The sequence below is a fragment of the Methyloversatilis sp. genome, from assembly GCF_965284615.1.
Taxonomy (GTDB): domain Bacteria; phylum Pseudomonadota; class Gammaproteobacteria; order Burkholderiales; family Rhodocyclaceae; genus Methyloversatilis.
In genome coordinates this window covers 4,294,494-4,316,861 of sequence record NZ_OZ260098.1, presented here as the reverse complement: position 1 = coordinate 4,316,861, position 22,368 = coordinate 4,294,494, and the positions used below count along the sequence as shown (strand labels likewise).

The 22,368-nt window shown below is 68.1% G+C and carries 25 protein-coding genes and 1 riboswitch; of the genes, 20 read left to right on the top strand and 5 right to left on the bottom strand.

Going from position 1 to position 22,368, the window contains the following annotated elements; genetic code table 11:
- Positions 1-221 precede the first annotated feature (221 nt).
- From ACQ66H_RS20525 to ACQ66H_RS20515, 3 genes are read right to left on the bottom strand one after another with little or no spacing between them, the layout of a single operon-like run.
- Positions 222-1,724, bottom strand: coding sequence for an ammonium transporter (locus ACQ66H_RS20525; protein WP_430435554.1), 1,503 nt, complete (start codon positions 1,722-1,724; stop codon positions 222-224).
- Between the two features lie 13 nt (positions 1,725-1,737).
- The gene (gene glnK, locus ACQ66H_RS20520; protein WP_018412627.1) at positions 1,738-2,076 is read right to left on the bottom strand and encodes a P-II family nitrogen regulator; all 339 of its coding nucleotides are present in this window, start codon (positions 2,074-2,076) and stop codon (positions 1,738-1,740) included.
- A 39-nt stretch (positions 2,077-2,115) separates the two neighbouring features.
- Positions 2,116-2,910: a TorF family putative porin gene (locus ACQ66H_RS20515; RefSeq protein ID WP_430435553.1), complete on the bottom strand. Its 795-nt coding sequence runs from the start codon at positions 2,908-2,910 to the stop codon at positions 2,116-2,118.
- A gap of 371 nt (positions 2,911-3,281) precedes the next feature.
- On the opposite strand from ACQ66H_RS20515, the gene ACQ66H_RS20510 reads away from it, so the two are divergent.
- The 8 genes from ACQ66H_RS20510 to ACQ66H_RS20475 all read left to right on the top strand — a co-directional run bounded on the left by ACQ66H_RS20510 (position 3,282) and on the right by ACQ66H_RS20475 (position 8,051).
- The gene (locus ACQ66H_RS20510; RefSeq protein ID WP_341422887.1) at positions 3,282-3,530 is read left to right on the top strand and encodes an accessory factor UbiK family protein; all 249 of its coding nucleotides are present in this window, start codon (positions 3,282-3,284) and stop codon (positions 3,528-3,530) included.
- A 66-nt stretch (positions 3,531-3,596) separates the two neighbouring features.
- Positions 3,597-4,178 (top strand): YceI family protein, encoded by a 582-nt coding sequence (locus tag ACQ66H_RS20505; RefSeq protein WP_430435552.1) that lies wholly within the window; start codon positions 3,597-3,599, stop codon positions 4,176-4,178.
- A 57-nt stretch (positions 4,179-4,235) separates the two neighbouring features.
- Entirely contained in the window at positions 4,236-4,811 is a 576-nt protein-coding gene (locus ACQ66H_RS20500; protein WP_430435551.1) for a YceI family protein, read from the top strand.
- A gap of 310 nt (positions 4,812-5,121) precedes the next feature.
- Entirely contained in the window at positions 5,122-5,700 is a 579-nt protein-coding gene (locus tag ACQ66H_RS20495; RefSeq protein WP_430435550.1) for a DJ-1/PfpI family protein, read from the top strand.
- A 63-nt stretch (positions 5,701-5,763) separates the two neighbouring features.
- Entirely contained in the window at positions 5,764-6,147 is a 384-nt protein-coding gene (locus ACQ66H_RS20490) for a ribbon-helix-helix domain-containing protein (RefSeq protein ID WP_019916153.1), read from the top strand.
- On the top strand, positions 6,147-6,650 hold the full coding sequence (locus ACQ66H_RS20485; protein ID WP_430435549.1) for a YgjP-like metallopeptidase domain-containing protein: 504 nt from the start codon (positions 6,147-6,149) through the stop codon (positions 6,648-6,650). Before ACQ66H_RS20490 ends, ACQ66H_RS20485 begins: the two co-directional genes overlap by 1 nt.
- A gap of 32 nt (positions 6,651-6,682) precedes the next feature.
- Positions 6,683-7,612 (top strand): patatin-like phospholipase family protein, encoded by a 930-nt coding sequence (locus ACQ66H_RS20480; RefSeq protein ID WP_430435548.1) that lies wholly within the window; start codon positions 6,683-6,685, stop codon positions 7,610-7,612.
- A 10-nt stretch (positions 7,613-7,622) separates the two neighbouring features.
- Positions 7,623-8,051 carry a cupin domain-containing protein gene (locus ACQ66H_RS20475; protein ID WP_430435547.1) on the top strand — a complete coding sequence of 143 codons (429 nt, stop codon included), beginning with the start codon at positions 7,623-7,625 and terminating at the stop codon, positions 8,049-8,051.
- A gap of 97 nt (positions 8,052-8,148) precedes the next feature.
- Here the strand turns inward: ACQ66H_RS20475 and ACQ66H_RS20470 are convergent, their stop codons facing one another.
- Both ACQ66H_RS20470 and ACQ66H_RS20465 read right to left on the bottom strand, forming a co-directional pair.
- Positions 8,149-8,292 carry an entericidin A/B family lipoprotein gene (locus tag ACQ66H_RS20470; RefSeq protein WP_019916159.1) on the bottom strand — a complete coding sequence of 48 codons (144 nt, stop codon included), beginning with the start codon at positions 8,290-8,292 and terminating at the stop codon, positions 8,149-8,151.
- A 28-nt stretch (positions 8,293-8,320) separates the two neighbouring features.
- Entirely contained in the window at positions 8,321-8,707 is a 387-nt protein-coding gene (locus tag ACQ66H_RS20465) for a hypothetical protein (protein WP_430435546.1), read from the bottom strand.
- Positions 8,708-8,850: 143 nt separating this feature from the next.
- Here ACQ66H_RS20465 and ACQ66H_RS20460 point away from each other — a divergent pair, with 143 nt between their 5' ends.
- The 12 genes from ACQ66H_RS20460 (at position 8,851) to cobD (ending at position 22,282) form a co-directional block, all read left to right on the top strand.
- Positions 8,851-9,423: an NnrU family protein gene (locus ACQ66H_RS20460; protein WP_430435545.1), complete on the top strand. Its 573-nt coding sequence runs from the start codon at positions 8,851-8,853 to the stop codon at positions 9,421-9,423.
- An 11-nt stretch (positions 9,424-9,434) separates the two neighbouring features.
- Positions 9,435-9,863: a PPC domain-containing DNA-binding protein gene (locus ACQ66H_RS20455; RefSeq protein ID WP_430435544.1), complete on the top strand. Its 429-nt coding sequence runs from the start codon at positions 9,435-9,437 to the stop codon at positions 9,861-9,863.
- A 411-nt stretch (positions 9,864-10,274) separates the two neighbouring features.
- Positions 10,275-11,930, top strand: a complete 1,656-nt coding sequence (locus ACQ66H_RS20450; RefSeq protein ID WP_430435542.1) for an ATP-binding domain-containing protein — start codon at positions 10,275-10,277, stop codon at positions 11,928-11,930.
- A 23-nt stretch (positions 11,931-11,953) separates the two neighbouring features.
- Entirely contained in the window at positions 11,954-13,387 is a 1,434-nt protein-coding gene (locus tag ACQ66H_RS20445) for a cobyric acid synthase (RefSeq protein WP_430435671.1), read from the top strand.
- Positions 13,388-13,677: 290 nt separating this feature from the next.
- Positions 13,678-13,906, top strand: a riboswitch (cobalamin riboswitch).
- Between the two features lie 130 nt (positions 13,907-14,036).
- Positions 14,037-15,902, top strand: a complete 1,866-nt coding sequence (locus tag ACQ66H_RS20440) for a TonB-dependent receptor domain-containing protein (RefSeq protein WP_430435541.1) — start codon at positions 14,037-14,039, stop codon at positions 15,900-15,902.
- A gap of 31 nt (positions 15,903-15,933) precedes the next feature.
- Positions 15,934-16,956 carry a FecCD family ABC transporter permease gene (locus ACQ66H_RS20435; RefSeq protein ID WP_430435540.1) on the top strand — a complete coding sequence of 341 codons (1,023 nt, stop codon included), beginning with the start codon at positions 15,934-15,936 and terminating at the stop codon, positions 16,954-16,956.
- Positions 16,953-17,729 carry an ABC transporter ATP-binding protein gene (locus ACQ66H_RS20430; RefSeq protein ID WP_430435539.1) on the top strand — a complete coding sequence of 259 codons (777 nt, stop codon included), beginning with the start codon at positions 16,953-16,955 and terminating at the stop codon, positions 17,727-17,729. Before ACQ66H_RS20435 ends, ACQ66H_RS20430 begins: the two co-directional genes overlap by 4 nt.
- A 23-nt stretch (positions 17,730-17,752) precedes the next feature.
- On the top strand, positions 17,753-18,352 hold the full coding sequence (gene cobO, locus ACQ66H_RS20425) for a cob(I)yrinic acid a,c-diamide adenosyltransferase (RefSeq protein WP_430435538.1): 600 nt from the start codon (positions 17,753-17,755) through the stop codon (positions 18,350-18,352).
- A 35-nt stretch (positions 18,353-18,387) separates the two neighbouring features.
- Positions 18,388-19,650: a cobyrinate a,c-diamide synthase gene (locus tag ACQ66H_RS20420; RefSeq protein ID WP_430435670.1), complete on the top strand. Its 1,263-nt coding sequence runs from the start codon at positions 18,388-18,390 to the stop codon at positions 19,648-19,650.
- A gap of 3 nt (positions 19,651-19,653) precedes the next feature.
- Entirely contained in the window at positions 19,654-20,319 is a 666-nt protein-coding gene (gene bluB / locus ACQ66H_RS20415) for a 5,6-dimethylbenzimidazole synthase (protein WP_430435537.1), read from the top strand.
- Positions 20,298-21,266 carry an adenosylcobinamide-phosphate synthase CbiB gene (gene cbiB, locus ACQ66H_RS20410; protein WP_430435536.1) on the top strand — a complete coding sequence of 323 codons (969 nt, stop codon included), beginning with the start codon at positions 20,298-20,300 and terminating at the stop codon, positions 21,264-21,266. The genes bluB and cbiB overlap by 22 nt, the downstream gene beginning before the upstream one ends.
- On the top strand, positions 21,263-22,282 hold the full coding sequence (gene cobD, locus ACQ66H_RS20405) for a threonine-phosphate decarboxylase CobD (RefSeq protein ID WP_430435535.1): 1,020 nt from the start codon (positions 21,263-21,265) through the stop codon (positions 22,280-22,282). The genes cbiB and cobD overlap by 4 nt, the downstream gene beginning before the upstream one ends.
- Positions 22,283-22,368 lie beyond the last annotated feature (86 nt).

Below are 22,368 nucleotides of genomic sequence, written 5' to 3'. Positions count from 1 at the left end.
GGGCGCCACGGCGGGCGCCCTCGTTGCCGTCCCCGCGGCGCCGATGGCGGCAGGGGTCATGATGCTAACCCGCAACCGCGGGTCGGGTACGAGATCGATCAACGCGTATGCCTGGCTGGCGACCGACAGCACGCGCCGGCCGGGGATTCGGAGACAAGGCGCACGCACAAAAAAAACGGGCGCCCGAAGGCGCCCGAACCATTGCTAGAGGAGTGTTCGTATCAGAGGCGGTAGGCGGTTTCGCCGTGCGCGGTCACGTCCAGACCTTCGCGCTCTTCGTCTTCCGGCACACGCAGGCCGATGAAGATGTTGACCAGCTTGAAGGCGATGAAGGAGACGATGGCGGTCCAGAGGATGGTCACGCCGACTGCGGTGGCCTGGGTGATCACCTGACCCATGATGTCGTAGCCTTCGGCCACGCCGTTGGCGACGTAGTCATAGACACCGGTGCCGCCGAGCGAGGGCGAAGCGAATACGCCGGTCAGGATGGCGCCGAGGATGCCGCCCACGCCATGCACGCCGAACACGTCGAGCGCGTCGTCAGCGCCGAGCATGTGCTTCAGGCCATTCACACCCCACAGGCAGACCACGCCGGACAGCAGGCCGATCACCAGGGCACCCATCGGGCCGACAAAGCCGCAGGCCGGGGTGATGGCAACCAGACCGGCCACCGCACCCGATGCTGCACCCAGCATCGACGGCTTGCCCTTGAGGATCCACTCGCCCATCAGCCACGACACGGTCGCGGCAGCGGTGGCGACCAGCGTCGTCGCGAACGCCAGCACGGCGGTGCCGTTGGCTTCCAGGTTGGAACCGGCGTTGAAGCCGAACCAGCCCACCCACAGCAGCGAGGCGCCGACCATGGTCATCACCAGCGAGTGCGGAGCCATCGATTCCTTTCCGTAGCCCACGCGCTTGCCGACCATGTAGGCACCGACCAGACCGGCCACACCGGCGTTGATGTGCACCACCGTGCCGCCGGCGAAGTCCAGAGCGCCCTTGGCCCACAGGAAGCCCGCGTTGCCGGTGACGGTCGCCAGCGTCTCAGCCGAGGTGATCGCGTCGGGGCCGTCCCAGTACCACACCATGTGAGCGACCGGGATGTAGCTGAACGTGAACCAGAGCACCGAGAACAGCAGCACGGCCGAGAACTTCACACGCTCGGCGAAGGCGCCGATGATCAGCGCAGCGGTGATGCCGGCGAAGGTCGACTGGAAGGCGGCGAAGATCAGTTCCGGGATGTACACACCCTTGCTGAAGGTCGCGCCCAGCGATTCGGTCGTCACGCCCTTCAGGAAGAGCTTGTCCAGCGTACCGATGAACGGGTTGCCGGCAGTGAAGGCCAGCGAATAGCCATAAACGAACCACAGCACGACGATCAGCGAGAACACGGTCATCACCTGCATCAGGATGGACAGCATGTTCTTCGAACGCACCAGGCCGCCGTAGAACAGCGCCAGACCCGGAACCGCCATCATGATGACGAGGATGCTGGCCAGCATCATCCAGGTGGTATCGCCCTTGTTGATCGTGGGCGCAGGCGCCGCTTCAGCCGGGGCCGCTTCCGCCGCGGCCGGGGCGGCCTCGGGGGCGGCAGCTGGCTCAGCCGCGGGGGCGGCGGCGTCAACCACTGCCGCTGGCGCTGCCGGGGGGTCTTCTGCCATGACAGGCGCTGCCAGGCCGATGGCCAGCGTTGCGCACAGGATGCTCAAAAAGCGCTTCATCTCCCGTTCTCCCTTAAAGCGCATCGACGCCGGTTTCACCGGTGCGGATGCGGACGACTTGTTCGAGATCGAATACGAAAATCTTGCCGTCGCCGATTTTGCCGGTGCTGGCGGATTTTTCGATGGCTTCGACGACGCTATCGACCAGCTCGTCGCTGATCGCCGCTTCGATCTTCACCTTCGGCAGGAAATCGACGACGTACTCGGCACCGCGATACAGCTCGGTGTGGCCTTTCTGACGACCGAAACCCTTGACCTCGGTGACGGTGATGCCCTGCACGCCGATGGCGGACAGCGCCTCACGCACTTCGTCAAGCTTGAACGGCTTGATGATGGCAGTGACTAGTTTCATGACATTCCCCTGGCAGATGCCGCGAAGCGTTTGTGTGAATCAGAAGGTCTTGGAAACGAATACGACGTACTGGTCGTCGCCGAGGTACTTGCCCTTCAGATTGGTGTAGAAGGCCTTTTCCGTGCTGTTCATGCTGGTGTCGGTATAGAAGGCGCCGACGGTGAAGCTCTGCGGCAGCGCGTAGGACAGGCCGATCTTCCAGTCTTCGTACGAGGCGAAGGAGTCGTTCTTGACGCCAGCGTTCGAGCCATCGAATTCCTGGATGCCGTAGTGCAGGTTAAGCGTCAGCGCGTCGGTGATCGGGTAGTTGGCCTGCAGGTCCAGATACCACGTGCCGTCCGCGTTGTTCACGCCGAAGGTGTCGCCGAGGCTGTACGAGTACTTGGCCGACAGGAACTTCCAGCTGGCCGCAACATAGACTTCGGTCGTGTCGGCCTTGGTTATGCCGGGGTTGCGATCGCCCGGATAGATGTACTGCAGGATACCGACGTCCATGCCGATGTCTTCGGTCACTGCGAACTTGTAGCCACCGTAGACGTCGATTTCCATGCTGGAGCTGGAGTAGGCCGGATCCACACCCGCCGGTGCATCCTTGAGCCACGAAATGTTCGAAGCCCAGGTACCGATGTAAAAGCCGCTGGCATGCGAGTAGTCGAAGCCGCCCTGCAGTGCGATGTCTTCATTGGTCTGGCTGATGCCGCGGAACACGTACTGGCTGAACAGACCGACGTTGCCGGTGAAGGTGTGCGGGCTGGCCGGCTCTTCGGCATGGACGGAGAAGGCGGCTACGGCCAGCGCGCTGGCGAGGGCGGCGGCGATCAGAGTCTTTTGCATGAGTGTTCACTCCTTGATGTTAGGGAAAACTGCTCAGCCTCCATTGCACGGACCGTGCCAGCAAGCAAACATCAATTATTTCAATGATTTGTGATCGTGTCCCACAGCGGCGCCGTGATCCATGCAACGGCCTTGCCCCAGTTCACGCGCGCCAAATCCGACTCGCACCAAGTCGGTGCGTGAATACATGGCCTTACATTCCGTGCGCGAATTCGGTGCCCGCATGCCCGGAAATGCACCGCGATGTCATGAATGACGCCGCCGCGATGGTCGCGCCGGCTGCTGCTTGCCGGCACAATGCGCGGCGAGCGCACGTCGCGTCGGCGTCCCGCCGGGGCGCTGCGTTGAATCCCTAACTGCAGGAGGTCGCCATGCTCAATCCCAAGATGCTCGAAGAGCTGTCCAGCCGTTTTTCCGAACTGATCGCCGCCAGCCCGGCCCGCGATCTGGAAAAGAACGCCAAGGCGATGGCCAGCGCGATGTTTTCCCGCCTTGATCTGGTTACGCGCGAGGAATTCGACGTGCAAAAAGAGGTGCTGGCCCGCACCCGCGCCCAGCTCGAGGCGCTGGAAGCGCGCGTTGCCGATCTTGAAAGCCGGCTTGCCGCACGCGAGGGCTGACTTCCGCCGCGGAATTTTTCCCGTCATCGCGCATCAACAACGGTGTGCGACTTATATGGAGAGCTCATGACCTTCCCGAATTTCACGGCCGTGTGCCGGTTGACCGTGATCGCTGCGGGTCTGGCGCTGGCCTTGCCGGCGCTGGCGGCCGGCACCTACAGCCGTGTGCTGCCCGAGAAAAGTTCGCTGGCCTTCGTGTCGCAGCAGATGGGGGTGTCGGTCAACGGCACCTTCCGCAAGTTTGCCGCCACGCTTGATTTCGATCCGACCAAACCCGAGGCCGGGAAGGCCACGCTGGACATCGAACTGGCGTCCATTGATGCCGGTGGCCCGGAAGCCAACGACGAGGTGAAGGGCAAGAACTGGTTCGACGTGAAGCAGTTTCCGACGGCACGCTTCGTGTCCACCTCGGTCAAGCCGCTGGGCAACAACAGGTTCGAAGTGCGCGGCCAGATGAGTATCAAGGGCAAGACGCGAGAGGTGGCCGCGCCCTTCACGCTGAAACCGGAGGGTGCCGGTGCGGTGCTCGAGGGCAGTTTCCCGCTCAAGCGCCTTGACTACGGCGTCGGCACCGGCGCCTGGGGTGACACCTCGGTGGTCGCCGATGAGGTGCAGATCCGCTTCCGGCTCGCTGTCGCCGGCAAGTAATCCCCCGGACGCGCCCGACTGCTGCGCGCCCGTACATCAATAAGAAGGAGTTCCTGCATGAAGAAGATTGCTGTTGCCCTGTTCGGCGCATTCGCCGGCCTGTCCATGACCGCCGGCGCGATGGCCGCCGATAGCTTCACCATCGACAGCCGCCACACCTTTCCGGTGTTCGAGGTGAACCACCTCGGCTTCTCGACGCAGCGCGGCCGTTTCAACAACGTGACCGGCAAGATCATGCTGGTGCCGGCGCAGAAGAGCGGCAGCATCGAGGTCACGATCGACAGCGCTTCGGTCAACATGGGCCTCGAAGCCTGGGACAAGCACATGCGCGGCGAGGATTTCTTCAACGTCGAGAAGTTTCCGAACATGACTTTCAAGTTGACGAAGCTGATGTACGAAGGCGACAAGCTGGTCGGTGCAGAGGGCGATTTCACGCTGCTCGGCGTGACCCGGCCGGTGCGCCTGGACGTCAAGGGCTTCGCCTGCGGCACCCATCCGATCAACAAGAAGGCGCTGTGCGGTGCCGACATCTCGACCACCCTGAAGCGTTCGGAATTCGGCATGACCAAGTACCTGCCGGGCATCGGCGACACGGTGGTGATCAACATCCCGGTCGAGGCGTTCAAGGACTGAGGCGCCGCCGGAGCCCCGGCCTGGGGCTCTGGGGGAGGGGTCCTCTGACCCCGACAGCAGCCTGAATCGAAGCCCTGGGAGTGCTGCAGCCGCGTCGCGGCCAAGGCCGCTCCCACAGGGGAGCGCGCGCAATCCCTGCCCGGAGCCAGAGCCGGGTTTCTGTGGGAGGGGTCTTCTGACCCCGACACGGCCGGCGATCAGACATTGCCCGCCGCCTCTCATGTGTTAACGGAATACCACCCCGTGCCCTGCCGTCCGTAGCACGTTAGCGACCTGCGCGCGTTGCGCGCTTCACGCGAGGAGGACGGACATGAAGGCGAAGAAAATCCTGTTGCTGGCCGGCGATTTCGTCGAGGACTACGAAATCATGGTGCCCTTCCAGGCACTGCTGGCCGTGGGTCACACCGTGCATGCGGTGTGCCCTGACAAGAAGGCGGGCGACCAGATCGCCACCGCCATTCACGATTTCGAAGGTCAGCAGACCTATTCCGAGAAGCGCGGCCACAACTTCACGCTGAACGCCACGTTCGATACGGTGAAGGCCGAGGACTACGACGCGCTGGTCATCCCGGGTGGCCGTGCGCCTGAATACCTGCGCATGGACGACAAGGTGCTGGCCATCGTCCGTCACTTCGCACTGGCCGACAAACCGATCGCCGCGATCTGCCACGGCGCCCAGCTGCTGGCCGGCGCCAAGGTACTCGAGGGCCGCCTGTGTTCGGCTTACCCGGCCTGCCGCGCCGAGGTCGAACTGGCGGGTGGCCGCTACGCCGACATCGCTGTCGATGGTGCGGTGACTGATCGCAACCTCGTCACCGCACCCGCCTGGCCGGCGCACCCGGCGTGGATTTCACAGTTCCTCGCGGTGCTCGGCACGCGCATCGAGTAAGCGTGCGACGCGGGGCGCCGGCGCGCCCCGCGCTGTCTACAATAGGCGCAGGAGGTGTCACCCATGTGCCAGATCTTCATCCGCGCCGACCCCGAACTTTATGTGATGCGCAGCCGTTCGCTGCGGCTGCGTGGCGTCGCCACCAGCATCCGGCTGGAGAACCAGTTCTGGGACGTACTCGAAGAGATCGGCGCACGCGACGGCCTGACGCTGCCGCGCCTGATCTCCAAGCTGTACGACGAACTGGCCGAGGCGGGCGGTGGCGACGGCGCCCACCTGCTGCCGGCCAACTTCACCTCCTTCCTGCGCGTGTGCTGCGGCCGTTACATGGCGCTGCAGCTGGCCGGTGCGATACCGGCCGACACCCGCATCGCCATCTCGTCGCTCGACGCCGAGCGCGTGCTGGCGGCCGAGCGCCCGCGCACCGCGGCCAACCAGGTCGCCTGATGACGACATTGAAGTACCTGTCGGCCTATCCGGCTCACATCCAGGACCAGGTGCGTACGCTGATCGAGCAGGACCGGCTGGCCGAAACCCTGCGCGTGCGCTACCCGGAGCGTCACGACGTACGCAGTGACTCCGCGCTGTACGACTACGTGCTCGAACTGAAGAACCGCCACCTGCGCACCGCGCCGCCGGTCGCCAAGGTCGCTTACGACAGCGGCCTCGGACTGGTGGCGAAGGCGCTCGGCACGCAGACCACGATTTCGCGGGTGCAGGGTGCGAAGCTCAAGAGCAAGCGCGAAATCCGCGTCGCCACGCTGTTCCGCGACTGCGCGCCGGAATTCCTGAAGATGATCGTCGTGCATGAACTGGCCCACCTCAAGGTGCGCGAGCACGACAAGAGCTTCTACGCATTGTGCGAGCACATGGAGCCGCGCTACCACCAGTACGAGTTCGACCTGCGGCTGCATCTGACCTGCCTCGATATCGCCGGCAAGTCCGCGTAGCCGGTGAGCCGCGCGGCGCTACACTGCGGCCGATGAGCGAACTGAAGAAAACCGTATCCCTCGTGCTCGGTTCCGGTGGCGCCCGCGGCCTCGCGCACATCGGCGTCATCCGCGAACTGCTGGCCCGTGGCTACGACATCCGCGCCATTTCCGGTTCGTCGATGGGCGCGGTGGTCGGTGGCGTCCATGCCGCCGGCGGGCTGGACGCCTACGAACAGTGGGTGACCGGCCTTGCCCAGTCCGACGTGTTCCGCCTGCTCGACTGGACCTTCTCCGGCGGCGGCCTGATCCGTGGCACGGTGCTGATGACAAGGCTGCGCGAGCTGATCGGCGACTGCGACATCGAAACCCTGCCGCTGGACTACACCGCGGTGGCGGTCAACATCGAACGCGGGCGTGAAGTGTGGTTCACCGACGGCCCGCTGTTCGAAGCGATGCGTGCCTCGTTCGCCGTGCCGTCCATCTTCACGCCGCACGCCTACCGCGGCCGCACGCTGGTCGATGGCGGCCTGCTCAATCCGGTGCCGGTGGCGCCGACCCAGCGCACGCTGACCGATCTCACCGTCGTGGTCAACCTGAATGGCGAATCGGTCGAGCCGCCGCCGCTGCAGAAGGTGCCGGCCGAAGTGTCTCCCGGGCTGCTGGCGCGGCTGCGCGGCTATCTGCCGGGCGGCAACGGCGACGCCAAGCCGGTCGAGACCGGTCTGGCGATGTCCGACGTGCTCATGCGTTCGCTGGAAACGATGCAGGCCGCGATCACCCGCCAGCACCTCGCGGTGTTCTGGCCGGATGTCGTCATCAGCGTGCCGAAGAACACCTGCCAGTTTCACGAATTCCATCTGGCTGCGCCGCTGATCGACTATGGCCGCCGGCTGGCGGCCGCGGCACTTGATGCGGCCGAGAACGAGCGCGCGCGGCACAACGTCCATACGCCGCTGCGCACCGATCGCGCGCAGCAGTAAGGAGCCATCGATGCATGGAGCGATGATCGCGCTGACCGTTGCCCTGCTGAGTGGCGCGGTCGCGGCACAGACCCCGCCCCAACCGCTGCGGCCGGAGCAGGCCACCTGGTTCAGCCCGCCGACGGTTCCGGCGCTGAAGGCCGCCTGGCTGGTCGGTTCGGAACACGGCACCGGCCCCTACCTGCTGCGCGTGCGCCTGGCGGCGGGCGGTCGCTTTCCGCCGCATACCCATCCGGACACCCGCTACACGACAGTGCTGAGCGGTACGCTGTACGTCGGCTTCGGTGAGCGCGTCAACGAGACCGCCGTGGTGGCGGTGCCGGCGGGTGCCATTTACGAAGCGCCGGCCGGCGAGCCGCACTGGGTGTGGGCGAAGGACGGCGACGTCGAGTACCAGGAGTCCGGCGTCGCACCGACCGCCACCCGTCCGCTCCGCTGACCGCGCGTCAAAAAAAACGCCCGGTTCCGCGAGCGGACCGGGCGAGCGCAAGGAGGAGTGAAACGGAGCAGCTACTTCAACAGCATCAACAGCAGGACTACATCTTTTGCTGGACGTCGCGGGCGGTGTCCTGGACCTTCTCGCCGCCGGATTCGATGTCCTTGCCGGCGCCTGCGATCGTGTTGCAGCCTGCCAGCGCGAGGCCAGCGCACATCAGCATCAGGGTGATCAGTCTGTTCATCGTCGTCTCCTGTCGTTCAGTGTGGGATTCAGGTGCGGTTGCGCAGCTGCGCAACCGTCGGCTGGAAGTCGCCCTCTTCATCGACGTCCAGCGTCAGCATCAGTCCGTCCTCGACCGGCTGCAGCCGGTAATCCGGTACCGCCAGACGCAGACCCGCGTCACTGCCGCGCGAGATGCGCACCATGGCGTAACGGGCGGAGCGTTCGCCGTGGCGGGCCGAGATGGTCTGTTCCACCACGCCCACGGTCGCGCCCTCGGTGTCGAACACTTCGCGGCCGTCCAGCGACGACAGCGCGACGGCGGCACCCGACGGTGACGCGTCGATACGTCCGGTGCGCCCCAGTTCATAGGCGGCGAGCAGGGCGATCACGGTCAGTGCGCCGGCCAGTGCCGACAGCAGCAAGCGACCAGTCATGATGGGTATCTCCGTCTGCATGACACGAACCCAGTATGGGCAGCGGCCGAGTGTGCGCCTGTCATCCGTCGCGGTGGGCGCGTGTAGGACAAATCCGGCAGGCGCGCTTCGGTTACCCTCGCGTCTGGTCGAGGAGGACGGACATGATCGGGTTGATCGCGGGACTGGTGATGGTGATCGGTGTGCACTCATTGCGGCTGGTGGCGCCCGGCCTGCGCGAGCAGGTGATTGCGCGCCACGGCGCGATGCGCTGGCGCCTGCTGCATTCGGGCGCTTCGCTCGTTGGCCTGGTGCTGCTGATCTGGGGCTATGGCGAAGCGCGGGCGGAGCCGCTGTGGCTGTGGATACCGCCGGTGTGGTCGCGCCACGCCGCTGCGCTGTTGATGCTGCCTTCGTTCGTGCTGCTGGCGGCTTCGCTGCTGCCGGGTTCGCGCATCGCTGCCCGGCTGCGCCAGCCGCTGGCTGCGTCGGTGAAGATCTGGGCCTTCGCCCATCTGCTGGCCAATGGCACGCTGGCCGACCTGCTCATGTTCGGCAGCTTCCTCGTGTGGGCGGTGCTGTCCTTCACGCTGCTGCGTCGGCGCGAGGCACATTTGCCGGTGCCGCCCGGCTCGGCGGCCGGCGACCTGAAGGTGGTGCTGGCCGGGGTTGCCGGCTGGACCGTGTTCGCGTTCTGGCTGCACGGCGCGCTGATCGGCGTGCGGCCCTTCGGCTGAGGAGCGCTGGAATGATGACCGTACACATCGAGCGCCTGCGCCCGGGCGACGACCTGCGGCGCAGTCTTGAACAATGGGCGAAGCGGCAGGACCTCGGCGCCGCCTTCGTGCTGTCGGCGGTCGGCAGCCTGTCGCCGGCCATGCTGCGGCTGGCCGGGCGGGATACGCCGACGGTGATCGACGGCGAAAGCGAACTGCTCACGCTGTCCGGCACCCTCAGCGCGCACGGCGTACATCTGCACCTGTCGGTGGCCGACGCGCACGGACAGGTGACCGGCGGTCATCTGCTTGCCGGCAGCATCGTGCGCACGACGATGGAACTGGTGCTCGGCATCGCCAGCGGTTGGGAAATCCGCCGCGAGATCGACCCGCTCACCGGCTACGAGGAAATGGTGGCCGAGAACCACGACGAACTGCTCGGTGCGCGCGGCCCTGATTAGAGGACGTGCCGGAAGCAAGGCGTCGCCCGCCGGTCCGCCCGCACGACGTAGCGCGACATCGCGCGAAAACTATTTCGTCACCGCTGCCCAATAAATAGGCAACACCGTTGACACCGGCCTCCCGCGCGCGATTGCGGCGTCTATACATCTTTCGCTAACAAGTTTGTCCACAGATGCTGTGGATGACGCAACGCGGTCTGCCGCGATCCATGTCATGGTCATCGGTGCGCGACGCAGCCGGAGGTGAATCCCCCGGCTTTGACGTACCTGCCCAAAAATGAGGCAACCCTATTGACACCCTCAGCTGGCGCGGGTGTCGCGACGACGCACTGCATCTTGTCCACAGATGTTGTGGATAAGAACAGCCCGCTGGCCGTGTAAGCTCGCGGCTTTCCGAATCAGGATCCTGCAGTGGCGAAAGTCATTCCCGACGGCTGGCGAGAACTCGCGGCGGGCGAGGCCGGCGGTGCGGCTGAACGCGAGCTGGCGACGCTGGCGCTGCTCGAGCGTGGCTTGCCGGCCGCCTACACCGTCTATCACGGTGTGCACTGGACGCGGCTGGACGAGGGCGGCTTCTCGATCTACGGCGACATCGACTTCGTCGTTGTGAATGCCGCCGGCGAGCTGCTGGCCATCGAACAGCGCAGCGGCTTCCTCGAAGAGGGCCCGCACGGTCTCAGTTCGCGCCGGCGCGGTCGCGACCGCAATGTCGCGGTCGGCATCGCGCGCTCGCGCACCGCGCTGCAGGCACGGCTGGCCGCGCGGCTCGGCGGCCCCGTGCCGCGCATCGAGTACCTGCTGTACTGCCCGGACTACTTCGTGCGCCAGGCGCATACCGCCGGCATCGAGCCTGAGCGCATTGTCAACGCCGCGGTGCGCGATCAGCTGATACCGCGCATCCGCGCCATCCTGCCGCCGGGCGAACACAGCGGACACGCGCCCGAGGTGCACCGCTTCCTGCGCGACGAGATCAAGCTGGAGCCGGACGTTGCCGCGCGGCTGGGCATCGCGCGCGAGCGCATCACCCGCGTTGCCGGCGGCCTGTCGCAGTGGGCGCGCGCGCTCGACTTCGACCCCTACCGGCTGCGTGTGGTCGGCACCGCCGGTTCCGGCAAAACCCAGCTGGCGCTGGCCGAGTACAGCGCCGCCATCGCGGCCGGCCGCCGCCCGCTCTACGTCTGTTTCAACCGCCCGCTGGCCGACCACCTCGCGCACATCGCGCCGGAAGGCGGCCTGGCCTGCACCTTCCACCACCTGTGCGAACGCGTGCTCGCCGCGCACGGCGAGCGGCCGGACTACGCGAAGCCGGATGCCTTCGACGCGCTGATCGCGCGCGCCGGCGAGCTTGAGGTGCCGGACGATCTGCGTTTCGATTCCATCATCGTCAACGAGGGGCAGGACTTTTCCGCCGACTGGGCGCAGCAGCTGTGGCGCCACGCCGACGACGACGCGCGTCGCATCTGGCTCGAAGATCCGATGCAGAACCTGTATGCGCGCCCGCCGATCGAGTTGCCGGGCTGGGTGACGCTGCGTGCGCACAGCAATTTCCGCAGCCCGCGACCGGTGGTGCGCATGCTGCAGGCGCTGCTGCCGGCCGCCGAGCATATCGAGGCGGCATCGCCGTTCGAGGCGGATGAGGTCGAGCTGCTCGCCTACGACACCGCCCATCCGCTGACCACCCGCGTGAAGGAGGCGATACGCCTGTGCTTCGCCGCCGGCTTTCATGCGCAGGACGTCGCCATCATCAGCTGGCGCGGCCGCGAACAGTCGGAACTGCTGCGTCACGACCGGCTCGGCGCCAACGCGTTGCGCAGCTTCACCGGCCAGTACGACCTGCTCGGCCAGCCGGAGTATTCCGGCGGTGAGGTGCTGATCGAATCGGTGTACCGCTTCAAGGGGCAGTCGGCGCCGGCGGTCATCCTCGCCGAAATCGATTTCGAAACGCTGGACGAACGAACGCTGCGCAAGCTCTTCGTCGGCGCCACACGGGCAATGATGAAGCTGGTGCTGGTGGCGAGCGAGCGCGCCGCCGCGCAGCTGCGCGACAAGCTGGGAGCACATCCGTGAACGGCGCTGCGCCGCACGCGCTGATGATCCAGGGCACCACGTCGGACGCCGGCAAGAGCACTGTCGCCGCAGGCCTGTGCCGCAGCCTGCACCGGCGCGGTGTGCGCGTGGCGCCGTTCAAGCCGCAGAACATGGCGCTGAACAGCGCGGTCACCTCCGACGGCGGCGAGATCGGCCGCGCCCAGGCGCTGCAGGCCCAGGCCTGCGGGCTGGCGCCGCACACCGACATGAACCCGGTGCTGCTGAAGCCCAACTCCGACACCGGCGCCCAGGTGATCGTGCATGGCCGCGCACTGGCAAACATGGAAGCGCGCGCCTACCACGACTACAAGCGGGTCGCGATGGACGCGGTGATGCAGTCCTGGCGGCGGCTGACCGCGCAGTACGACTTCGTCGTGGTCGAGGGCGCGGGCAGTCCGGCGGAAATCAATCTGCGCGACCGCGACATCGCCAACATGGGTTTCGCGCTGCCCAACCGCTGTCCGGTGGTCATCGTCGCCGACATCGACCGTGGCGGCGTGTTCGCCCATCTGGTCGGCACGCTGGACTGTCTGTCCGATGAGGAGCGTGCGCTGGTGCGCGGCTTCGTCATCAACCGCTTCCGCGGCGACCGCGCGCTGCTGCGTTCGGGCGAAGACTGGCTGGAGCGGCGCACCGGTCTGCCGGTGTTCGGCGTGCTGCCAATGCTGAAAGGTCTGCACCTCGACGCCGAGGACGCGATACAGACGCAGCAGACCGCGGCGGGTGAGGCGGCGCGGCTGCGCGTCGCGGTTCCGGTGTTTCCGCGCATCAGCAATCACACCGATTTCGACGCACTGCGCGCGCATCCGCAGGTCGATCTGATGTTCGTGCCGCTCGATCGTCCGCTGCCCGCCTGCGACCTCGTCATCCTGCCCGGCAGCAAGAGCGTGCAGGGCGACCTCGCCGCCTTGCGCGCGCACGGCTGGGACGCGCAGATCGTCCGCCACCTGCGCTACGGTGGTCGCCTGCTCGGCATCTGTGGCGGCATGCAGATGATGGGCCGCACGCTGCACGATCCGCAGGGACTGGAAGGCGCACCGAGCAGCGTCGCCGGGCTCGGCCTGTTCGACTACGACACCACGCTGGAGGCGGAAAAGCAGCTGCGCGTCGTCGAGGGCCGGTTGCAGCCGGGCGGCGAGCCGGTGCGCGGCTACGAAATCCATATGGGCGTGAGCACAGGCCCGGCGCTGGCGCGGCCGGCGGTCGAACTGGCGCATGGCCCGGACGGCGCGCGCTCGGTCAACGGTCAGTTGATGGCGACCTATCTGCACGGCCTGTTCGATGCGCCCCAAGCCTGCGCCGCACTGCTCGCCTGGGCCGGCCTCGAAGCGGCCGAGCCACTCGACCTGCAGGCGCTGCGCGAAACCAGCCTCGACCGGCTGGCCGACTGCATCGAAGCGGAGATCGACATCGACCGGATGTGCGGATTCCGCTGAACGCTCCCAAGGTCGGGACGCGCCGTCTTCAGCGTTGGCGTGCCTGACTTCTGTGGGAGTGGCCGTGGCCGTCGCGGTCCGCAGGCTTCGATGCAGGCTGCTGTCGGGGTCAGAAGACCCCTCCCACAGAACCCCGCCCTGGTTCAGTCCGCGAATCGGACACCTCTTGTGGGAGCGGCCCTGGCCGCGATGCGGCCGAAACCTGCTCTGGATCTCGATACCGGACGCCGCACCGCCCGACGGTTTGGGCCTTCCGCCGCCCGGTGGTATCGTGCGCGCCGGTGCCGCTGCGGCGGCACTGCGTTCGAGGTGCCCTGTGCCGCGGCACAGGGTTAAACGGGAAGCAGGTGAGCGAGCCCCGCTCGCAAGGCCTGCGCTGCCCCCGCAACGGTAAGCAGATTCGATGCACGTTCATGCCACTGGGCCTCGCGCCTGGGAAGGCCGTGCATCGCGACACGCGGCACTCCGCCGGTCGTCGCAGCTGCGAGCCCGGATACCGGCCACGGATGCACGAGCGGTCATGCCCGGGGTGCGGCATCGCGACGGATGCGGCCCGCTGCAGGCTGCCTGCGTTGTTGTCCCCTGTGCCATGACTTCATGAGACTGCCGTCGTTCGGGGACGGGCGATGGCTGCAGGGAGCACATAACAATGCACAGCCGTACCACGGTCGCCGCGCTGCTTGCCGGCGCCGGCCTTCTTTCCTCCTCCGTTTCCGCCCAGACGCACGTGCTGGAGCCGGTCGTCGTCACCGCAACCCGCGTCGAGCAGCGCGTGTCGGACACTTTGTCCGACGTCAGTGTCATCGATCGCGAACAGATCGAGGCGGCCGGGCAGTCCACGCTGACCGAACTGCTGGCGCGCCAGCCGGGTGTCCAGATGAGCGGCAACGGTGGCGCTGGCGCCAGCGTCGATTACTTCATCCGCGGCAGCGACTCTCGCCAGACCGTGGTGCTGATCGACGGCGTGCGCGTCGGCTCCGGTTCCAGCGGCACCGCCGCGCTGCAATACCTGCCGCTGTCGCAGATCGAGCGCATCGAAGTGTTGCGCGGTCCGGCCTCCGCCGTGTTCGGCGCCGACGCGATCGGTGGCGTGATCCAGATCTTCACTCGCCGTGGCGACGACGGCCTGCAGGGCGAGGTATTCGCCGGCGGCGGCAGCTACGGCAGCTCCGAGGGCAGCGCCAGCGTGCGCGGCGGCGACGGTCGCTGGCGCTTCGCGCTGGGCGCCGGCGTCAGCAGCAGCCGCGGCTTCAGTTCGACCAGTCCGCGCATCAATGAAGGCGTATCGGTGGCGCGGCGCGCCCACAACCCCGACCGCGACGGCTACCTGAACCAGAACTTCAGCGGCAGCCTGAGCTTCACGCCGCACGCCGGCACCGAGATCGGCGTCAGCGCGCTGGCCAGCAAGGGTTACAACGAATTCGATTCTGGCCTGAGCTTCCCGAAGACACGCAATGATTTCGACAACGACAGCGCGACCGTGTATCTGACCCACGCTTGGAACGATGCCGTGTCAACCACGCTGCGCAGCGGCCGCTCGGTCGAGGATTTCATCAGCTACGCGCGGACTTCGCCGCTCGGCAATCACTTCCGCACCGAGCAGTACAGCCACGCGCTGGAGGCACGCGTGAAGCTGCCTCTGGGTGCGCTGTTCGGTAGCGTCGAGCGGCTGGAGCAGGACGTGCTGTCAACCACGCCGACCGCGGTGAACATCGATACCGAACGCAAGATCGATTCGCTGCAGCTCGGCTGGTCCGGCGCCATCGACCGCCACAGCCTGCAGCTGAATACCCGCCACGACCGCTACAGCACCAGCTCGCAGCACAAGACCACCGGCAACGTGGCCTATGGCTATCGGCTGACCGATGAATGGCGGCTGCATGGCGGCTATGGCACGGCTTTCCGCCTGCCCACCTTCAACCAGCTGTTCTTCCCGGGCTTCGGCAATCCGGATCTGGCGCCGGAGTCGTCGCGCAACAAGGAGGCGGGCGTGGTGTGGCAGCGCAAGGGCTCGCGCGCGGCGCTGACCGTCTACGACAACAAGGTGCGTAACCTGATCAACACGGTCACCGTGTCGCCCGGCGTGTCGGAGGCGCGCAACGTCGGCGAGGCGCGTCTGCGCGGCATGACCTTCGACGGATCGACCTATCTGTTCGGCCACACCGAGTTGCAGGGTTCGGTCAACCTGCTCGATGCGACCGACCAGGACAGCGGCGACCGCCTGCAACGGCGCGCGGTGCAGACCGGCCAGCTGCGCGTCATCCAGCACATGACGCGCGGCCGCGTCGGCATCGAGATCCAGACCACCGGTGACCGCTACTCGAACGCCGACGAAACGCGCCGGCTCGGCGGTTACACACTGCTGAACCTGTTCGCCGTCTGGAAGCTGTCACCCGAGGTGGCACTTGAAGCGCGCGTGAACAACGTGACCGACAAGGACTACACCACCGTGTTCGGCTACAACACGGCCGGCAGCAGCGTGTTCGCCGGCTTGCGCTACACGCCGCAGTTCTGAACGCGGCCGAGCTGACCGGTAAACTCACGCGATGAGCAGCCACCCGCCCGCCACCACCCTGCCGTCGCCTGTCGCACTGCGCGCGCAGCGGCGCCGTGTCTGGGTGCTGCCGGCGCTGCTGCTGGCGCTGGGCGCGGCCTTCGCGTTGGCGCTGGCGGTGGGCAGCGTGGCGGTGAGCGCGGCCGAGCTGTGGCAGATCGCCACCGGTGGCGACGCCGGCATGGCGGGCGACATCGTGCGCTCGCTGCGCCTGCCGCGCGCACTGGCCGCCGCCGCCTGCGGCGGTCTGCTGGCGCTGGCCGGCGCGCTGATGCAGGTGCTGCTGCGCAATCCGTTGGCCGATCCCTATGTGCTGGGCATTTCCGGCGGCGCTGCGGTGGGTGCGCTGCTGGCCATGCTGGTCGGCGCCGCCGGCATGCTGCTCGAACTGTCCGCCTTTGCCGGTGCGCTGGCGGCAATGGCGCTGGTGTTCGGTCTGGCGCACGGCGAGGGCAGCCGCACGCCGACCCGTCTGCTGCTGACCGGCGTCATCGTATCGGCCGGCTGTGGCGCAGCGGTGTCTTTCATCCTCGCGGTGGCGAGCGAACAATCGCTGCGCGGCATGCTGTTCTGGCTGATGGGCGACGCCAGTACGGCCAGCCGTCCCGGCGTCGCGGTTGCCGCCTTGCTGGCCGGGCTGGTCGCCTGTGCGCCGCTGGCGCGCGACCTCAACCTGCTGGCGCGCGGCGATGGCACGGCCCAGGTGCTGGGCGTGCCGGTGGCGCGTCTGCGTCTGGTCGTCTATCTGCTGGCGTCGGCGCTGACCGCGATCGCGGTCACCACGGTCGGTTCGGTCGGCTTCGTGGGTCTGGTCGTGCCACACCTGATCCGGCTCGCTTTCGGCAACGACCAGCGCCTGCTGCTGCCGGCCAGTGCGCTGGCCGGCGCCACGCTGCTGCTGCTGGCCGACACCGCGGCGCGCACGGTCATCGCGCCGGCCCAGCTACCGGTCGGCGTGCTGACCGCGCTGCTCGGCGTGCCGGTGTTCCTGTTCCTGCTGAACCGCCACCGATGAGCGATAACGCCATCCTGCGCGCTCGCGAACTCGATGTGTCGGTGGCCGGGCGCGCGCTGTGCACCGGGCTCGACCTCGACGTGCGACCGGGCGAACTGCTGGCCATCGTCGGCCGTAACGGCATCGGCAAGTCAACGCTGCTCACCACGCTGGCCGGGCTGCGTCCGCCTGCCGCCGGCACGCTGACGCTGGCCGGCCGCGCGCTCGCCGACTGGCCGGCGCGCGATCTGGCGAAGCGGCGGGCGCTGCTGGCGCAGTCGCAGGAGGACCACTTCGCCTCCACCGTGCTCGACACCGTGCTGGTCGGCCGGCATCCGCACATCGGCCGCTGGGCCGACGAGAGCGACGCCGATGTCGATATCGCGTTGGCCGCGCTGGCGGCGGTGTCGCTGCGCGGCTTCGAACTGCGCGAGGTGCGCACGCTGTCCGGCGGCGAGCGGCAGCGCGTGGCGATCGCCGCGCTGCTGGCGCAGCAGGCGCCGGTCTGTCTGCTGGACGAACCGGTCACCCACCTCGATCTCGACTACCAGATCGAAACGCTCGAGCTGTTCGCACGACTTGCGCGCGACGAAGGGCGGGCCGTCGTGGCGGTGCTGCACGACCTGAACCAGGTGCTGCGCTTCGCCGACCGCGCGCTGCTGCTGACCGGCGGCGGCGAATGGGTATGCGGGCCGGTCAACGAGGTACTGCAGGCGGAGGTGCTGTCGCGCGCCTTCTGCCATCCGCTGAAGGAATTGCGCGACGATGGCCGGCGCTACTTCGTGCCGGCGTGAGGACAGAATGAGTGGAGGATGTGATGAGCGATCTTGACGAACGCCATGAAGCACGCATGAAGCGCAAGAAGGACGTGGTGGACCAGGCCATTGCCGCGGCGCAGGTCGAGCGCGGTGTGCTGGTGGTGAATACCGGCACCGGCAAGGGCAAGTCCAGCGCCGCCTTCGGTGTGGTCGCGCGCGCGCTCGGCCACGGCATGAAGGTGGGCGTGGTGCAGTTCATCAAGGGGCGTTCCGACACCGGCGAGGAAGCCTTCTATCGCCGTCAGCCGGACGTGCAGTGGCATGTGTCGGGCGAGGGCTTCACCTGGGAAACGCAGAACCGCGCGCGCGACGTCGCCACTGCCGAAGCGGCCTGGGAGCAGGCGCGCGCCTTCCTGCGCGATCCGGCCATCGGCCTGGTGGTGCTGGACGAACTGAATATCGCGCTGAAGTACCACTATCTCGACGTCGCCAACGTCCTCGCCGACCTCGCCGCACGTCCGACCATGCAGCACGTCATCGTGACCGGCCGTGCCGCGCCGCCGGAACTGGTCGAGGCGGCTGACACGGTGACTGACATGACCATGGTGAAGCACGCCTTCAAGGCCGGCGTGAAGGCGATGCCCGGGCTGGAGTGGTGAGCGTGTCTTCCGCCGTCCGGCACTGCCCGGCGCTGATGGTGGCGGCGCCCGCGTCCGGTCAGGGCAAGACCACGGTGGTCGCCGCACTGGCACGGCTGCACCGTTCGCGCGGTCGCCGCGTGCGCGTGTTCAAGTGCGGGCCTGACTTCCTCGATCCGCAGATCCACGCGCTGGCCAGTGGCGCGCCGGTGTGCAATGTCAACCTGTGGATGACCGGCGACGCCGACATCGCCGCGCGGCTGTACGACGCGGCGGGCGAAGCCGACCTCATCCTCGTCGAGTCGGTCATGGGCCTGCACGACGGCAGCCCGTCCAGTGCAGACATTGCGCGTCGCTTCAATCTGCCGGTGCTGGCGGTGATCGACGCGCGCGCGATGGCGCAGACCTTCGGCGCGCTGGCGCACGGCCTGAAGCACTACCGGGACGGCGTGAACCTGACGGCAGTGATCGCCAACCGCGTCGGCTCGGCCCGCCACATCGACATGCTGCGCGACAGCCTGCCGGCCGACATCGCCTGGTACGGCGGCCTGCCGCGCGACGAGCGCATCGCGCTGCCGGAGCGCCACCTCGGCCTGCTGCCGGCGGCCGAGATCGAAGGGCTGGACGCCCGGCTCGACATCGCTGCCGAACTGCTCGGCGCATCGACCGCGGCCGACCTGCCGCCGGCGGTGGCGTTCGCACCGGTCGAGCGCACGCCGCCGCCGCGCCTGCTCGACGGCGTGCGCATCGCGCTGGCGCGCGACGACGCCTTCTGTTTCATCTACCCGGCCAACCTTGACTGCCTGCGCGCACTCGGCGCCGAGCTGGTCGAGTTCTCGCCGCTCAATGACGCCGCGCTGCCCGCCTGCGATGCCGTCTGGCTGCCCGGCGGCTACCCCGAACTGCACGCCGCGCGCTGGGCCGCCAACACCGCGATGCACGCCGCGCTGCGCGCCCACGTCAACGCCGGCCGGCCGCTGCTGGCCGAGTGCGGCGGCATGATGAGCCTGTTCGACACGCTGACCGACAAGGCCGGCGTCAGCCACGCCGGCGCCGGCCTTCTGCCGGGCTCGGTGCGCATGCAGACGCGGCTGGCCGCGCTCGGCCTGCAGCAGGTCGAGCTGCCGGAAGGTGCGCTGCGTGGCCACACCTTCCACTATTCGACCGCCGACACGCCGCTGTCGCCGCTGGCGCGTGCGCGCACGCCGGACGACCGCGACGGCGAGGCGGTGTATCGTCGGGGCCGGCTCACCGCGAGCTACCTGCACCTCTATTTCCCGTCCGCTCCGGCCGCGGTCGCCACGCTGTTCGGACGCTGAACCATGACTGCAACGAACGACGCCCACCGTTACCCCGACGACGCCCGCGACGCGCTCTATCGCGCCATCGCCGAGCGGCGCGACATGCGCCATTTCAGGCCGGACCCGGTCGATCCGGCGGTACTGCGTCGCCTGCTGTGGGCAGCCCATCACGCGCCCAGCGTCGGCTACATGCAGCCCTGGCGTTTCGTGCGCGTCACCGACGCGGCGCTGCGCAGGTCGATACACGGGCTGGTCGAGGAGGAGAGGCTGGCCACCGCGCGTGCGCTCGGCGAGCGCGAGGACGAGTTCATGCGACTCAAGGTCGAGGGCGTGCTCGACAGCGGGGAACTGCTGGTGGTCGCGCTGTGCGGCGGACGCGAGCAGCACGTGTTCGGCCGCCGCACGATGCCCGACATGGACGTCGCTTCCTGCGCCTGCGCGATTCAGAACATGTGGCTGGCGGCGCGCGCCGAAGGGCTGGGCATGGGCTGGGTGTCCATCTTCGACCCGCTGAAGCTGGCGGCGCTGCTGCAGATGCCGGACGGCGCGCGACCGCTGGCCGTGCTGTGCATCGGCCACGTCGATGCGTTCTACGAAGCGCCGATGCTCGAACTCGAAGGCTGGGCCAGCCGGCTGCCGGAAGATCTGCTGATCGGCGACAACGTGTGGCCGGAGCGCGCGCCGTGAATACGCTGCACCCCTTCGTCGTGCTGGCGCTGTGCGCCTGTGCCGGCGTCATGCTCGACCGCCGCTTCGGCGAGCCGCGCCGGCTGCATCCGCTGGTCGGCTTCGGCCGCTTCGCCGGCTGGATGCAGGCGCGCATGAATGTGGTCGCACGTCAGGGCCATCCGCTGACCCGGCTGAGCGGGCTGCTCGCGTGGGCGCTGGCCGTGCTGCCGCTGTTGCTGCTGGCGATCTGGCTGCGCAGCCTGGGCCAGACCTGGCAGGTGGCAACCGACCTGCTGCTGCTCTATCTCGCGCTCGGCGCGCGCAGCCTGGGCGAGCACGCGCACGCCGTGTCGCGCCCGCTGGCCGCCGGCGACCTGGTCGAGGCGCGCCGCCGCGTCGGCTGGATGGTGAGCCGCGATACCTCGCAGCTGGACGAAGCCGGCGTTGCGCGCGCTGCCACCGAATCGGTGCTGGAGAACGGCAACGACGCGGTGTTCGGTGCGCTGTTCTGGTTCCTGCTGCTGGGCGGGCCGGGCGCGCTGCTGTTCCGGCTGGCCAACACACTGGACGCGATGTGGGGCTACCGCACGCCGCGCCTGCGCTATTTCGGCTGGGCGGCGGCGCGCATCGACGACGTGCTCAATTTCGTGCCGGCGCGACTGACCGCGCTGAGCTATGCGCTGTGCGGCGCGACGCGCAGCGCGCTCGCCTGCTGGCGCGCGCAGGCACCGGCCTGGGACAGCCCGAACGCCGGCCCGGTCATGGCTGCTGGCGCCGGCGCGCTGCATCTGTCGCTCGGTGGTGCAGCGGTCTATCACGGCGCGGTCGAACAGCGCCCGCCGCTGGGCGAGGGTGCGGCGCCGGGCGCCGCCGATATCGACCGCGCCGTCACGCTGGTGGCCAGCGCGCTGCGCCTGTGGCTCACCGTGGCGCTGCTGCTTGCCCTCGGAGTGCATCTGTCATGACATCCGCCCGCCCGCTGCACGGTGGCCGTCTGCGGGTCGCCGCCGATCGCTACGGCATCGCGCCTGAGGACTGGATGGACCTGTCCACCGGCATCAATCCGCAGCCCTGGCCGGTGCCGCAGGTGCCGCAATCGGTGTGGCAGCGCCTGCCGGAAGACGGCGACGGGCTGGAGGACGCTGCCGCCGCCTATTACGGCTGCGATGCGCTGCTGCCGCTGGCTGGCTCGCAGGCCGCGATCCAGCTGCTGCCCGCGCTGTTCCCGCGCAGCCGGGTGGCGATACTTTCGCCGACCTACAGCGAACACCCGCACGGCTGGACGCAGGCCGGGCACGCGGTGCGTGCGGTCGCGCCGGCCGAGGTCGAGGCGGCGGTGGACCACACCGACGTGCTGCTGCTGGTGCAACCGAACAACCCCTGCGGCACGCTGTTTCCGCCGTCGCAGGTGATGGACTGGCAGGCGCGGCTGGCGGCGCGCGGCGGCACGCTCATCGTGGACGAGGCCTTCATCGACGCCACGCCCGAAGCCAGCGTGGTGCATCACGCTGGCCGGCCCGGTCTGATCGTGCTGCGCTCGCTCGGCAAGTTCTTCGGTCTGGCCGGTGCGCGCGTCGGCTTCATGTTTGCCGAACAGTCGTTGCGCGACGCGCTGGCGGCGCGGCTCGGGCCGTGGCCGGTGGCCGGCCCATCACGCTGGGTGGCGCAGCGCGCGCTGGCAGACCGCGACTGGCAGGCGCAGCAGCGCGCGCGGCTGGCGACCGAGGGGGCGCGGCTCGAAGCGCTGCTGCGTGCGACCGGCTGGGGCGAAGTGAGCGGCTGCGTGCTTTTCCAGCGCGTGCTGACCGCCGATGCCGCGGCGCTGAACGAGGCATTCTGCCGGCGCGGCATCCTGCTGCGCCATTTCGACGCCCCGGCGGCGCTGCGTTTCGGTCTGCCGGAGGACGAGGCGCAGTGGCAGCGGCTGGAACAGGCGATAGACGACATAAGGAGCGCCGTCCCCACAGGAGCGGTCTTCTGACCGCGACGTCAGCGGTGGATCGATCGTCGGCAGGTACGCCCCGCGCTGTCGCGGTCGGAAGACCGCTCCTACAGGTGGGTGAGGGC